22 protein-coding genes are annotated in these 13497 nt (G+C 38.4%); 10 read left to right on the forward strand and 12 right to left on the reverse strand.

Annotated elements, in window-relative coordinates; all coding sequences use genetic code 11:
• Positions 1 to 110: 110 nt before the first annotated feature.
• Positions 111 to 308, forward strand: coding sequence for a hypothetical protein (locus AN486_RS23785; RefSeq protein ID WP_290602780.1), 198 nt, complete (start codon positions 111 to 113; stop codon positions 306 to 308).
• 24 nt (positions 309 to 332) lie between these two features.
• Here the strand turns inward: AN486_RS23785 and AN486_RS23790 are convergent, their stop codons facing one another.
• From AN486_RS23790 to AN486_RS23800, 3 genes are all read right to left on the reverse strand, one after another.
• The gene (locus AN486_RS23790; protein WP_290602781.1) at positions 333 to 512 is read right to left on the reverse strand and encodes a hypothetical protein; all 180 of its coding nucleotides are present in this window, start codon (positions 510 to 512) and stop codon (positions 333 to 335) included.
• 200 nt (positions 513 to 712) lie between these two features.
• On the reverse strand, positions 713 to 1063 hold the full coding sequence (locus tag AN486_RS23795; RefSeq protein WP_027401056.1) for a type II toxin-antitoxin system PemK/MazF family toxin: 351 nt from the start codon (positions 1061 to 1063) through the stop codon (positions 713 to 715).
• Positions 1060 to 1335 carry a ribbon-helix-helix domain-containing protein gene (locus AN486_RS23800; protein WP_039200340.1) on the reverse strand — a complete coding sequence of 92 codons (276 nt, stop codon included), beginning with the start codon at positions 1333 to 1335 and terminating at the stop codon, positions 1060 to 1062. The genes AN486_RS23795 and AN486_RS23800 overlap by 4 nt, the downstream gene beginning before the upstream one ends.
• Before the next feature lie 214 nt (positions 1336 to 1549).
• On the opposite strand from AN486_RS23800, the gene ispG reads away from it, so the two are divergent.
• The gene (gene ispG, locus AN486_RS23805; RefSeq protein ID WP_190384216.1) at positions 1550 to 2776 is read left to right on the forward strand and encodes a (E)-4-hydroxy-3-methylbut-2-enyl-diphosphate synthase; all 1227 of its coding nucleotides are present in this window, start codon (positions 1550 to 1552) and stop codon (positions 2774 to 2776) included.
• Between the two features lie 273 nt (positions 2777 to 3049).
• Here ispG and AN486_RS23810 read toward each other — a convergent pair whose 3' ends face one another.
• Positions 3050 to 4153, reverse strand: a complete 1104-nt coding sequence (locus AN486_RS23810; RefSeq protein WP_168636782.1) for an aromatic ring-hydroxylating dioxygenase subunit alpha — start codon at positions 4151 to 4153, stop codon at positions 3050 to 3052.
• A 150-nt stretch (positions 4154 to 4303) separates the two neighbouring features.
• Positions 4304 to 6565 carry a heavy metal translocating P-type ATPase gene (locus tag AN486_RS23815; protein ID WP_290602783.1) on the reverse strand — a complete coding sequence of 754 codons (2262 nt, stop codon included), beginning with the start codon at positions 6563 to 6565 and terminating at the stop codon, positions 4304 to 4306.
• A gap of 176 nt (positions 6566 to 6741) precedes the next feature.
• Between AN486_RS23815 and AN486_RS23820 the strand changes: the two genes are divergently transcribed.
• Together AN486_RS23820 and AN486_RS23825 are read left to right on the forward strand one after the other, a co-directional pair.
• Positions 6742 to 7662 (forward strand): histone deacetylase, encoded by a 921-nt coding sequence (locus AN486_RS23820; RefSeq protein WP_290602784.1) that lies wholly within the window; start codon positions 6742 to 6744, stop codon positions 7660 to 7662.
• A gap of 398 nt (positions 7663 to 8060) precedes the next feature.
• Complete coding sequence (locus tag AN486_RS23825) at positions 8061 to 8198, forward strand: hypothetical protein (protein ID WP_027401062.1); 138 nt, start codon at positions 8061 to 8063, stop codon at positions 8196 to 8198.
• Between the two features lie 150 nt (positions 8199 to 8348).
• Here AN486_RS23825 and AN486_RS23830 read toward each other — a convergent pair whose 3' ends face one another.
• From AN486_RS23830 to AN486_RS23855, 6 genes are all read right to left on the reverse strand, one after another.
• Complete coding sequence (locus tag AN486_RS23830) at positions 8349 to 8462, reverse strand: DUF4351 domain-containing protein (RefSeq protein WP_081424232.1); 114 nt, start codon at positions 8460 to 8462, stop codon at positions 8349 to 8351.
• A gap of 43 nt (positions 8463 to 8505) precedes the next feature.
• Positions 8506 to 9030, reverse strand: a complete 525-nt coding sequence (locus AN486_RS23835) for a tetratricopeptide repeat protein (protein ID WP_053539577.1) — start codon at positions 9028 to 9030, stop codon at positions 8506 to 8508.
• A 73-nt stretch (positions 9031 to 9103) separates the two neighbouring features.
• A complete protein-coding gene (locus AN486_RS23840) occupies positions 9104 to 9886 on the reverse strand; it encodes a transporter substrate-binding domain-containing protein (protein ID WP_053539576.1) in 783 nt (260 codons plus the stop codon).
• A 110-nt stretch (positions 9887 to 9996) separates the two neighbouring features.
• Positions 9997 to 10353: a 50S ribosomal protein L20 gene (rplT, locus tag AN486_RS23845; protein WP_015079973.1), complete on the reverse strand. Its 357-nt coding sequence runs from the start codon at positions 10351 to 10353 to the stop codon at positions 9997 to 9999.
• 19 nt (positions 10354 to 10372) lie between these two features.
• A complete protein-coding gene (rpmI, locus tag AN486_RS23850) occupies positions 10373 to 10570 on the reverse strand; it encodes a 50S ribosomal protein L35 (protein ID WP_015079972.1) in 198 nt (65 codons plus the stop codon).
• Between the two features lie 160 nt (positions 10571 to 10730).
• Entirely contained in the window at positions 10731 to 10886 is a 156-nt protein-coding gene (locus AN486_RS23855) for a hypothetical protein (protein ID WP_234413190.1), read from the reverse strand.
• 241 nt (positions 10887 to 11127) lie between these two features.
• On the opposite strand from AN486_RS23855, the gene AN486_RS23860 reads away from it, so the two are divergent.
• The 6 genes from AN486_RS23860 (at position 11128) to AN486_RS23885 (ending at position 12839) form a co-directional block, all read left to right on the forward strand.
• Positions 11128 to 11265, forward strand: a complete 138-nt coding sequence (locus AN486_RS23860; RefSeq protein WP_199924260.1) for a hypothetical protein — start codon at positions 11128 to 11130, stop codon at positions 11263 to 11265.
• 152 nt (positions 11266 to 11417) lie between these two features.
• The gene (locus AN486_RS23865; protein ID WP_199924259.1) at positions 11418 to 11660 is read left to right on the forward strand and encodes a hypothetical protein; all 243 of its coding nucleotides are present in this window, start codon (positions 11418 to 11420) and stop codon (positions 11658 to 11660) included.
• Positions 11661 to 11834: 174 nt separating this feature from the next.
• Positions 11835 to 12089: a hypothetical protein gene (locus AN486_RS23870; RefSeq protein ID WP_053539575.1), complete on the forward strand. Its 255-nt coding sequence runs from the start codon at positions 11835 to 11837 to the stop codon at positions 12087 to 12089.
• Positions 12090 to 12091: 2 nt separating this feature from the next.
• Entirely contained in the window at positions 12092 to 12358 is a 267-nt protein-coding gene (locus AN486_RS23875) for a type II toxin-antitoxin system ParD family antitoxin (RefSeq protein WP_053539574.1), read from the forward strand.
• On the forward strand, positions 12355 to 12648 hold the full coding sequence (locus tag AN486_RS23880) for a type II toxin-antitoxin system RelE/ParE family toxin (protein WP_053539573.1): 294 nt from the start codon (positions 12355 to 12357) through the stop codon (positions 12646 to 12648). Before AN486_RS23875 ends, AN486_RS23880 begins: the two co-directional genes overlap by 4 nt.
• A 41-nt stretch (positions 12649 to 12689) precedes the next feature.
• Positions 12690 to 12839 (forward strand): hypothetical protein, encoded by a 150-nt coding sequence (locus tag AN486_RS23885; protein ID WP_290602786.1) that lies wholly within the window; start codon positions 12690 to 12692, stop codon positions 12837 to 12839.
• 149 nt (positions 12840 to 12988) lie between these two features.
• Here the strand turns inward: AN486_RS23885 and AN486_RS23890 are convergent.
• Positions 12989 to 13497 (reverse strand): DUF4351 domain-containing protein (locus tag AN486_RS23890; protein ID WP_290602787.1); only part of this gene is annotated, 509 nt, incomplete at its 5' end.

Consider the following 13497-nt stretch of genomic DNA (forward strand, 5'->3'; position numbering starts at 1 on the left):
CTCATCGCTTGCGGGGAGGGGGTTGGGGGTGGGGTTCTTGTTCCGGGTTTGATGACAATTTGCTGTAATTTTCTCACTTCACTAAATCAAATTTAGCTGCGTATTAGCTTATGATTATCACCTTAATAGTAGCTTGGATAGTTTTTATCATTCTCTGGAAATTAATTAAAACCACCATTAAAACAGCTATAATTTCCGCCGCTATCGTTATGTTATTATACTTTGGCTTTGGTATTACTCCCCAGGATATTTGGCATCAAATCAGCCAATTTGCTCAAACCTCCTCTCCCACAACAGGTAATAAGTAAGCATCGAAAAAGTCAAAACAATTATTAACTCAAGTTGCTAGTTATCTCGTTGAGGCTGGTAATGGGTAATAGGTAATTGGTAATGGGTAATGGGTAATTGGTAATTGGTAATTGGTAATTGGTAATTGGTAATTGGTAATTGGTAATAAAAGCTCTGGTTTCATCCTGTTCATCCTTTAATCCTGGATATCCTGATTCTGACAATTTACCTAACTAGCAACTTACATAGGTGAACACAATAAAACCAAACTGTGTAAAGAAATGTAAAATCGCCTAAACCCTCTTCACTCTTGCCTCTTGCCTCTTGCCTTTTGCCTTGCCATAACGACAATTTTCAACGCCAACCTACTTACATTAATATATCTAAAGTTTTCGATTTATTCATCAAACCCTATTTAATCAAGTTATTCACATCCTGGCAAATCTAACGCAATTAATAACGCTTGCTCTAGATGTGCCATCACCACATCAGAAAGAATTCCTCTTAAACGCAAAAAGCGAGTTTTAGATAATACCCGCACCTGATCTGCCATAGCGATCGAGTCTTTCTTTAATCCACCATCTGGTGACAAAATCAAAACTTGAGTAGGGTAAACTCGCTTCCCATCTTGATAGGTGGTACAAGGTACTGCTAAAACTACAGGGCTGGATAGATTAATCACATCACGACTCACAATAATCACGGGACGAGTTCCTCCCTGTTCCGAGCCTTCAGTCATTTCTAGACGTGCATCATACACCTCACCCCTTCTCATCTTGGAGCTTCCCCTAACTGCAACGCCTCCCACTGCGCCGTAGCAAATTCTACCTCTAGTTTTAATACCTCTGCCTGATAATCTGGATCATTAGCCATTTCCGCTAATGCGGCATCAATTTCAGACCGCTTCTGTAAGGCTAATTCTCTTCGTAAAGCTTGAGCGACAAAATCATTCCGACTCTTAGCCTTTCCTTCCAAAACCGCCTTGTCTGTAGCTTCTAGGAGTTCTCTAGGAATGGTTAGCGTCGTGCGAACGGTTTCTGTTTTCATAGAGCGTTCATTTTTTGATGACTGAAGTGATGTCTTATATCATATCGTTTTACGCATCATCCAAAATTAAAAATTCAGTTATTGGTGAAATCCTTGCCTCTTGCCACCTACTTTTCCACTTTATCACCTAAAATAACCTCAATTGTGGCAATCTGAGAAGTATAACCCCTGGCAATCTGATATTTTAGCTACAGAAAATCTACCTGTTGAGATTATGCAAACTCTGCCGACTTTGGAAATTACCAACACTGAATCTAGTCAACCAGCCTTTGATACCACCATCAAACGCCGCAAAACCCGCCCTGTAAAAGTGGGAGATGTCACCATTGGGGGTGGATACCCGGTGGTGGTACAGTCTATGATTAATGAAGATACTCTGGATATTGATGGTTCTGTCGCGGGTATTCGTCGTCTTCATGAAATAGGCTGTGAAATTGTTCGTGTCACTGTTCCTAGTCTCGGACACGCTAAGGCACTGGCGGAAATTAAACAACAATTAATCAAAACTTACCGGGATGTGCCAATTGTTGCCGATGTCCATCACAATGGCATGAAAATCGCCTTGGAAGTCGCCAAACATATTGAAAAAGTGCGAATTAATCCAGGTTTATATGTATTTGAAAAACCTAATACCAGTCGCACTGAATACACAAAAGCTGAATTTGACGAAATTGGCGAAAAAATCCGCGAAACCTTAGCTCCGCTGGTAGTTTCCTTGCGCGATCAAGGTAAAGCTATGCGAATCGGTGTAAATCATGGTTCTTTGGCGGAAAGAATGCTATTTACCTATGGTGATACTCCCGAAGGTATGGTGGAATCTGCCCTAGAATTTATTCGCATTTGTGAATCTTTGGATTTTCATAATGTGGTGATTTCCATGAAAGCTTCACGAGTGCCTGTCATGGTGGCTGCATATCGTCTCATGGCTAAACGCATGGATGACTTGGGTATGGATTATCCTTTGCACCTGGGGGTGACGGAGGCAGGTGATGGTGAATATGGCAGAATTAAATCTACAGCCGGTATTGCCACATTATTAGCTGATGGCATTGGTGATACAATCCGCGTGTCTTTAACAGAAGCACCAGAAAAGGAAATTCCTGTTTGTTACAGCATTCTGCAAGCTTTAGGTTTGCGGAAAACAATGGTTGAGTATGTCGCTTGTCCTTCCTGTGGACGGACTTTATTTAATTTGGAGGAAGTGCTGCACGTAGTTAGAGAGGCTACGAAACATTTAACAGGTTTAGATATTGCTGTAATGGGTTGTATTGTGAATGGACCCGGAGAAATGGCTGATGCTGACTATGGTTATGTTGGCAAAACTCCCGGTTATATTTCTTTATATCGTGGTCGGGAAGAAATTAAAAAAGTCCCAGAATCACAAGGTGTAGAGGAATTAATTAATCTCATTAAAACTGATGGACGTTGGGTAGAACCGTAATTTTTAAGACTTTTACAAAAAAGGTAATAGGTAATAGTTAGTAGTTCGTCAAATTTATTTTGACGGGTAATGGAAAAAACTTCTCTTCTTCCCTCCCCCACACCCCCACCTCCCCCACCTCCCCCACACCCCCACCTCCCCCACCTCCCCCACCTCTCTTCTCCCCCTGCTTGCCTTCACCCGTCATTTTCGGGTTGACAGACTACTAGGTTCTACCTGGGAATTGATGAAGTGGCAAGTCCACTTCATTTTTATTGTCAAAATATCGGGTTTTTAGTCATTAACTAATTCATCGCGCCATTTTTCGCGTTTTTCTCTCTCTTCACGCACTTCTTCCTCTCGTTCCCGCGATCGCACTAATAACCAACTTTCCCAGGTTAGGGGTTTTTGTCGTTCTAAATGGTTAATAAATTGGATGATTGATAAATCTGCTTTCAGGGGAGTTTTGAGATCAAACTGCATGGTTTGTAAAATTCTATCATTGGTTTTTAGTAGGCGATCGCTAATTGTTTTCCCTACCCATAACATCAATTTATTAATTAATTTTCCTAATATCCCTTTCCGTTTTTTAGACATTAATAGGGTCTGACCTTCAGTTTTCCCCCCTGGTAATATCCGAGTTGTAAATATTATATGTAGCTGGGTAGACTCATTAGTAAAGGAAACTATACTTGTCGTTCCATACCAATAACAAACACTATAATTAAGAGAATTTTTAAACAACCGCCGATAAAGATTTAGCCAGAATGACTTGCCATTAATATTTGTAATAGTGCTAAAAATAATCGCATTTTGATTGAGTTCTTGTTTCTCCAAAACCATTTTTAATGGTAATTTATGAACTAGATTAATTTGTTGAGTATCAATAGTTTGAATAAGTAAGATATGAGGATGACAATTAATACTAAATTGCGAACCGAGAGAAAAATCAAAGTCTTGGTTTTCCCAATCTAAAACCAAAGGTAAAGATTGTTGTGGAATTTCCCCAGTCCAAACCCAAATCATCCCATATTGTTCGGCTACTGGCCAAGTTTTGGCTTTCAGAGATACAGGTTCATCTAAATTAGGAATATCCACACAAATACCTTCGGCATCAAATTTCCACCGATGTAAAACACAGCGTAATTCATTACCCTCAATTTTACCTTCAGCTAAACTTGTACCCATGTGCGGACAATAAGCATCTAGGATAACTGCACGTCTATCTTTACCACGATATACGGCTAAATCCTTCCCAAGAATTGTCACAGCTTTGACATCACCTACCAGTAAAGATTGAGAAGGTAACACCCAATACCAACCTTCAACAAAACTGGCTGATTGGTTGAAGATTTTAGGTTTACGAACTGAGTTGAAATTATCTATATTGGTGTTCATTTTTAGGGTTTCACTTGCAGTGAAGCGGTTAATCTATTCCTATCATGAACAACTCAGAAAAACAGTTATCTTCAGTACCGTCTTAACTATGATTTGTGTGATTAGTTTGATTGAGATGATTAATTAATTGGTAAAGATTACTTTTAATTTTTACTTAACTCCTGGTTGAAAGTTACGCAATCTTAAAGCATTACTGACTACAGAAACTGAAGAAAATGCCATTGCTGCACCGGCAATAATCGGGTTAAGTAACCAACCAAAGAAGGGATAGAGAATACCCGCAGCAATGGGAATACCAATGATATTATAAATAAAAGCAAAGAAGAGATTTTGGCGGATATTGTTGATAGTGGCGCGACTGAGTTGAATGGCTGTCACTATGGCTTGTAAATCTCCAGAAATTAAAGTAATATCACTAGCAGCGATCGCCACATCTGTTCCTGTCCCGATGGCAATTCCCACATCAGCTTGTGCTAATGCCGGCGCATCATTAATTCCATCTCCTACCATAGCCACAATTTGAAATTTATTCCCTACTTTTCTTTGCTGTAATGATTTAATCATCGCGGCTTTTTGGTCTGGACGCACTTGGGCAAAAACTTGATTGATACCAACTTGATCAGCAATTGTTTGGGCAGTTTTTTGATTATCACCTGTTAACATTACCACTTCTAACCCTAATTTTTGCAGGGCTTTAACTGCTGTTAATGATGAAGGTTTAAGGGCATCAGCAATAGCCATAATTGCTTCTAAATTACCATTTACTGCTAACCAAATTACTGTTTTTCCTTCACCTTCCCAATGGCTTTGATGGGGTTTTAAAATATCTGTATCAATTCCTAATTCTGTGAACCAGCGTTGTGTGCCAACTTGTACTAAGTTATCATATACAATTCCTTGAACACCACTACCAACAATAGCTAAAAAATTCTTGACATCAGCTAAACTCACAGCTTGACTTATCGTATATTTCACCACTGCTTCCCCTAAAGGATGTTCAGAATTTTGTTCTACACTGGCAGCTAATTTTAATAACTGAAGTTCATTCCCATCTGCTGTACCTTTAATAGTCACAAAATCTGTAACTGTGGGTTTACCTTGAGTTAAAGTTCCAGTTTTATCGAGAACAATAGTATTTATTTTATGTGCTAATTCTAAACTTTCAGCACTTTTAATTAAAATCCCATTTTCTGCACCTTTCCCAGTTCCTACCATCACAGAAGTAGGAGTAGCTAAACCCAAAGCGCAGGGACAAGCAATAATTAAAACTCCCACCATTGTCATCATTGCTAAAGTGAAATTACCTGTAATACTAAACCAGATGATAAAAGTAAAAATTGCGATCGCAATTACAGATGGCACAAACCACCCAGTTACTTGATCTGCTAACCTTTGAATTGGTGCTTTTGAACCTTGTGCTTCTTGGACTAACTTGACAATTTGCGCTAAAAAAGTATCCTTACCCACCCGCGTTGCCTTAAACTTAAAACTACCAGTTTTATTAATTGTTGCCCCAATTACCTCATCGCCTAGTTGTTTTCTCACGGCTACACTTTCACCAGTCACCATTGCCTCATCTACGGTAGAATTACCATCAACTACCTTCCCATCTACAGGAATTTTTTCACCAGGACGGACTAAAATTAGATCATTAACTATCACTTCATTAATGGGAATATCCATTTCCAAACCATCTCGCATTACCCTAGCTGTTTTTGCTTGCATTCCCATCAATTTGTGAATAGCTTCCGAAGTTTTTCCCCTAGCACGATGTTCTAAAAATCGTCCTAACAAAATCAAAGTTACAACCATCGCTGCAACTTCATAATAAACATGAATTTCTAAGCCTTGGGAAATAAGTAAATCAGGAAAAAGCGTCACGAATAAAGAATAGAAGTAAGCCGTACCCGTTCCCAAAGCAATCAAAGTATCCATTGTCGCAGTGCGGCGTTTTAAAGACTTCCAAGCATTACGGAAAAAAGATCCCCCACACCAAAATTCAACAGGTGTTGCTAATGCTAATTGCAACCAAGGATGATGAAGAAATTTAGGAACAAAAGGTAAATGTAATCCCGTCATCATCGGTAAAGAACCAAAAAACAGAATAATACTAATGACAACCCCAGTTCTTAACTTGAGAATAAGTTCCTGTTCTGCTGCTAATTTACTCGCTGTTGCTGCTGTATCTTCACCTTCTACATCTAACTGAAAGGATGAATAACCAGCATCTGCGATCGCAGCTTGAATTTCTGCTATATTTGTTTGTTGAGGTTCATAACTAATAGTTACCTGTTCTGCACCAAAATTAACATGACAATCAATAATTCCAGCAACGGCTAAAATTGCCCGTTCAACATTATTAGCGCAAGCAGCGCAACTCATACCTTTAAGTTTAAGACTCAGAGTATTCATATCACCTCTTGTAATTATCCTTCAGATCCCCGACTTCTTTATCCTTCAGATCCCCGACTTCTCAAAGAAGTCGGGGATCTATATGTCTATACTTTACCTATTGGTGTAATATATCATTTTAATAAGTTTCTTGACTTCCAACTAACTTACATTTCAGATTTTGGGTATAGAAATATATGTTACAAGTTATTTATTCTGACGAATTTTTAGATCACAAAACGGGAATCTACCACCCAGAAAAACCTGAACGGTTGACAGCAATAGTCAATGCTTTAAAAGCTGCAAATTTTGCCGAAGAAATCACATGGAAAATACCTACACCAGTTCTATTAAAACCATCTTTAATGTCCTGGATAGAAAAGGTTCATCCTACAACCTATATTAACAAAGTAAAAGATATCGCTGCCTCCGGTGGAGGTTATTTAGACGGGGATACTCCCATTTCTCCCCGCAGTTATGATGTGGCGTTATTGGCGGTTAGTGCTTGGTTAGATGGAGTTGATACAGTTCTTAATACAGCAGAAAAATCTTTTATATTAGCGCGTCCACCCGGACATCATGCAGTAAGTGACACAGGTATGGGATTTTGTTTATTTTCTAACGCCGCCATAGCAGCTTTTTATGCTTTGCAACAACCTGGAGTTAAGCGCGTTGCTATTCTAGATTGGGACGTACATCACGGAAACGGGACAGAAGCAATAGTAGAAACTCACTCAGAAATTGCTTATATTTCTCTCCACCAATATCCAGCTTATCCCGGTACAGGGAAAGCTTCTCAACAAGGTTCACATCATAATGTGTTAAATTTACCTGTCCCTCCTGGTAGTGATATTACTGTCTATCAACCCCTGTGGGAAAGGAAAATTCTCCCGTTTTTAAGCAATTTTCAGCCAGATTTATTGATTGTGAGCGCTGGTTATGATGCTAATGCCAATGATCCTTTAGCCGGTGTGAATTTGCAACCAGAAGATTTTGGTTTATTTACAGAATACTGTTTAGGTATAACCAAAAAAATTATGTTTGGTTTAGAAGGTGGTTATGATTTACCAAGTCTGGCTGAATCAGTAATTGCTACTATTCAAACTTGTATAAATTAGTTTCTTTTTGGAATTTATCTTCCAAAAAATAAATTACCCAGATAAACGTTAGCGAAGCGTGGCGTTAGCCGTACTAATCCAGACACAGAGGACACGGAGCAATGAGAGTTTGATAGATTTTTTGCGTTAAGTGGTTGAGTGTTTTTATTTGGAAGTCCTCAAAACTCTTGAGATGCTTCGTTTCGTTTCGCTATGGCTAACGCCACGCTCCGCGAACGCTACACTCAGCATGACAAAACAGGATCATTTATTTTGTGGCTTACTCTAATAAAACTTTGTCATCATGTCATGAAAGAGCTAAAGTTTTGTTAAGATACAATTACTGGGAATTCAGCCACCTGGCTGTGAAGAAAAATTAGATAGTACCAGTAGCTGTATACAGTTCAGAAGGTGAACAAATGACCACCTATATTTTTTTTGACCAAGCCCTCAAGATGCTTACCATTGCCTTTTTAGCAGCACCAATCATGCTAATCGCCGCTTCGAGTATAGGGTTAGCAGTGATTGAAACCATTGAAAAAACAGGAGACAGTTAAAACCACGCTTCAAAGTAGGGACAGGGCTTAAAAAGTTTAATTTTAACAGTATATCCGAAATTTTATCTACAACCTGCCCCTACCATAGACATATCACTGAACTTCTAACCCTATAAAACGCTGAAATGGTTAATCAGTCATATTTTTAATTTAAATCTGGAGATTATTTAACCAATTTTGTAAATCCTCTACTGTAGATAAATCAAAGATTGATTCTCCTAAAAATTCAATAATTTCTACATTTAAGAGCCTCTGTGATAGCATTCCCAGTCTCTGACTGGGAACGAGATATAGTATGGGTTTGAGCTTAGATAGAAACTAAGCGACGTAAGGATTCAGCCCGACGTTTAGCAACGATGTTATTGGGTGCTAATTTTAGTGTTGCTTCATACATTTCTAAGGCTTGAGCATTCAATTTTTTCTTTTCGTAAGCGTGTCCGAGATTATTTAAAGCTGATACATAGTCTGGGTTCAATTTTATGGCTTCTTTGTACTGACGAATTGCTAAGTCATATTGCTCTTGAGCAAAGTAAACATATCCCAATCCGTTATAAATAGGAGCAATGGATTCTTCTCCTTCTTCTTCGGCTGCTTTGAGAGATTTTTGAAATAGGGGTATGGCTTGACTAAATACTTTTTTTTCTGAGTAGATACTAGCTAATTCATAATATTCTTGAGCCGTACCTTTTTCTTTTGTTAATTTGTTTTTTAACTTGTTCAAGGAGCTTTCAAGTTTTCGGGTTTTGAATACTTGACGAAAAACACTCACCCCAGCAAATGCAAGTAAACCAACAAAAAGTGACAGATAAATGATGACTAAATTGCTATCCATTTTCTACAAATACAAATTATTAAAATACTCTATCTATTATCAGTTATTAGGTTGTGTATTTCTCACTAAATTACTACAATCCCCAGTATTCTATCCGTTCTTTTAGCCAACCTGTAACTGTATAACGAGCGATCGCTTCATTCACGTTACGTCTTAACTCATCATACTGTAATCCTTTTGGCATCACTACAGATAGCGGCTCTGCTGATAATTTAGTTGCCAGTATGCGATATTGAGGATGTGCTTGCACCCAACCACTAAGAATACTAAGATCCGCCGCAAAACCATCTACCTGATTACTTTCTATTTTCTCCCACCCTTGAGCATAGGAATCTACACTGACCAACTCAGCAGATGGTGTAAAATACTTTAAGTATCCAATTGTGCTGGAGTGGTTGAGAATAGCTATTTTCCGTTTACTTACATCTTCTAATGTTTGAATTGCTGTATTTTTTGTAACTATTCCTGCGCCGTCATAATAGTAAGGAACACTGAAGCTAACGATGCGAGAACGTGATTCTGTGGCTGTGACTCCAGCGATCGCTAAATCAACTTGCTGATTAAATACTAATGGTAAGCGATCGCTATTGGCTACCGGTTGCAATTTCACAGCATCAGCTTTACCCAACAAATCACTGGCCAAACGTTTGGCTAAATCAATCTCTAACCCTTGTAAATTGCCCTTGTCATCTCTGAATCCCAAAGGACGAAGATTATCCTTAACTGCCATATTTAAATAGCCTCGCTGCTGAATTTCCGCCATTGTTGCGGCAGATGCAGTTAAATTTCCACTGGGAAAAGACAGCCAAAAAATCAAAGATAGGGTAGCGGATAATACCAGATGTAACTTATTCATAATCGCTCTGCGTTTTACTCCAATTAAAAATGCCAAAAAGTTTCTTGATTTTTAATTTTCAATTCTCCGAAGTGCCATCTGTTACATCCGTTATTCATCCGTTGCCACCTTTATCCGTTAACCGAGTTAGCGAGTTCCGCAATTTTAGCGAAGCTTGCAGGATCAAGAATTGCCAATTGTGCCAGCATTTTGCGGTTTAGTTCCACATTGGCTTTCTTCAAATTACCAATCAAACGGCTATAGCTTAAACCGTGTTGTCTAGAAGCTGCGTTAATCCGTGCTATCCACAGACGGCGAAAATCACGCTTCTTCTTCTTGCGATCGCGGTAAGCACTGCGAAGCGCCTTCATTACTTGTTGGTTAGCGGTTCTAAACAAAGTTGAGTGAGAACCACGGAAACCTTTAGCTAGTTTGAGAATTTTATTGCGGCGTTTACGAGCTACATTACCGCGTTTTACCCGAGTCATATCTTATTACCTGTGTCTTTTACAAATATGGAAGCATTAAGCGTACGTTAGGTTCGTCCCGTTCATGAACAATTGCCATCTTGGACATATTGCTCTTTTTGCTAGAGGATTTATGCTCTAACAAGTGGTTTTTGAACGGTTTACGGCGGACGATTTTACCGGTACCGGTGACGCGGAATCTCTTCGCCGCAGCCTTGCGAGTCTTTAATTTAGGCATGGGATGGCTTTAATTCAACACAATCTACTATTATATATGAGAAAATGCAAATTGTATGCCCCCTTGGCAAGATCGGCAAGGATTCCCAGGACACAGCCATTATATTCAAAAGATTTTACCTCAAGACTTGACAAGGCGAAAATTTTAGTTTACACTAATGTTAGGAGTGGAAATCTGTCCGCGCATATATAGTAAACTTTTGGATCGTCTGAATCAGGATTTCCAGGATTAAAGGATTTACAGGATGGTAATTTTTAGATGGTTTGTTGGTGATGAAAGTTGTATTTGTCTGATAGCGTAGCGTGGCGTTAGCCATATCAGGATATCCAGGATTAAAGGATTTACAGGATGGTAATTTTTAGATGGTTTGTTGGTGATGAAAGTTGTATTTGTCAGAATCAGGATAACCAGGATTAAAGGATTAACAGGATGGTAATTTATAGATGGTTTAAATTATTCAAAAATAATCATTCAAAAACATCCTGAAAAATCACCAACTCTCCACCAAAAATCATCCAATCACATCCTGTAAATCCTCAAATCCTGAAAATCCTGATATGGCTACGCCACGCTTCGCTATCAGACAAATAAAAATCACCAACTCCCCACCAAAAATCATCCAATCACATCCTGTAAATCCTCAAATCCTGAAAATCCTGATATGGCTACGCCACGCTTCGCTATCAGACAAATAAAAATCCCCAACTCTCCACCAAAAATCATCCAATAACATCCTGAAAATCCTCAAATCCTGGAAATCCTGATTCTGACAATTAAAAATCACCAAATCCCCACCAAAAATCATCCAATCACATCCTGAAAATCCTCAAATCCTGGAAATCCTGATATGGCTACGCCACGCTTCGCTATCAGACAAATAAAAATCACCAAATCCCCACCAAACAATCATCCAATCACATCCTGTAAATCCTCAAATCCTGAAAATCCTGATATGGCTACGCCACGCTTCGCTATCAGACAAATAAAAATCACCAACTCCCCACCAAAAATCATCCAATCACATCCTGTAAATCCTCAAATCCTGAAAATCCTGATATGGCTACGCCACGCTTCGCTATCAGACAAATAAAAATCACCAACTCCCCACCAAAAATCATCCAACAACATCCTGTAAATCCTCAAATCCTGTAAATCCTGATATGGCTACGCCACGCTTCGCTATCAGACAAATAAAAATCACCAACTCCCCACCAAAAATCATCCAATAACATCCTGTAAATCCTCAAATCCTGGAAATCCTGATATGGCTACGCCACGCTTCGCTATCAGACAAATAAAAATCACCAAATCCCCACCAAACAATCATCCAATCACATCCTGTAAATCCTCAAATCCTGAAAATCCTGATATGGCTACGCCACACTTCGCTATCAGACAAATAAAAATCACCAACTCCCCACCAAAAATCATCCAATCACATCCTGTAAATCCTCAAATCCTGAAAATCCTGATTCTGACAATTACGTTTATAATGAAAATTATCAGTTATAGGAAATAGCAATGAATATTACCCTAAAACCAGAACAAGAACAGTTTATTCAAAACCAGTTAGCTCAAGGGAGATTTCCTAATGCTGAAGCCGTTATTAATCAAGCTCTACAACTTTTACAAGAAAAACAAGGAGAATATGAAGACTGGGTAGAAGACGTGAGAGTTAAAGTTAATGAAGCCGCAGCAGAATTAGAACGAGGGGAAGGAGTTCCTTTAGAAACAGTTGTTGAACAGATACAGGCAAAATTTCGTCATGCGCGTGAGGAGAAAAAATGAATCAATGCTTGATTTCACCTCTAGCAATTCGAGATTTAGATAGCATTTCTGAATATTTTTTAAACAGAAATATTGAAACTGGAGAAATGCTTTTTCAAGATTTCACAAAAAAGTGTGAAAAATTACTGCTATTTCCTCAAATGGGACGCAGTTACGAATATATAAGACAGGGAATGCGTGGACTTCCTTTAAATGGTTACATCATTTTTTATCAATTGGTTGATAATAATGTGGAAATTCTCAGAATTGTAAATGGTCGTCAAGATTTAGAAGCGTTATTCGCAGAATAGATAGTTTATTAACTGAGAATTTTGATCATCACACAAATAATATGCAAAAAGTTCCCACATCACAAAAATCCTCACATCCAAAAAACCTCAACACCAACCAACATCCTGTAAATCCTGAAATCCTGGAAATCCTGATTCAGACAAATAAAAATCTCCAACTCCCCACCAAAAATCATCCAATAACATCCTGAAAATCCTCAAATCCTGGAAATCCTGATATGGCTACGCCACGCTTCGCTATCAGACAAATAAAAATCACTAACTCCCCACCAAAAATCATTCAATAACATCCTGTAAATCCTCAAATCCTGGAAATCCTGATTCTGACAATTAAATAAACTTACTTGTCTATCTCAGATTCTAACCATGTTTTCAAGTCATTAATATCTGTAAAATCTAATAATGCTTCTCCCAGCTTTTCCAGTTGTTCTATGTTCAAACTGTTGATATTTTCGATGTAAATATCTTTCAATTTTCCAAATATTTTTGATAACTGGCGTATTAATAAAATCATCTCACCATTCTGCCTACCTTCTTCTCTACCTTCTTCTCTACCTTCCTGTCTACCTTCCTGCTTTGCTTCTTGATATACCCTTGTTTGCTTAATATCACTCACTAAAAACATTGCTTCTATCTCCTGACGGCTTAATTGTGAAAATTTGGACAATAAAACAGTCTCCAACAATTCTATAATACCTTGTTTTTCTCTGTCATTCTCAACTTCTGTCTTAGTTCTGTCCAAGAGAGTTTTAACTAATTCCGGTGCTTGTACTTCCTTGCTGACAATTAACTCAATTAACCCCATACCAATTGAACCCGGTGGTAATTCATCTAAATAAATTCGTTTAA

The organism is Anabaena sp. AL93 (assembly GCF_001672085.1).
Classification (GTDB): domain Bacteria; phylum Cyanobacteriota; class Cyanobacteriia; order Cyanobacteriales; family Nostocaceae; genus Dolichospermum; species Dolichospermum heterosporum.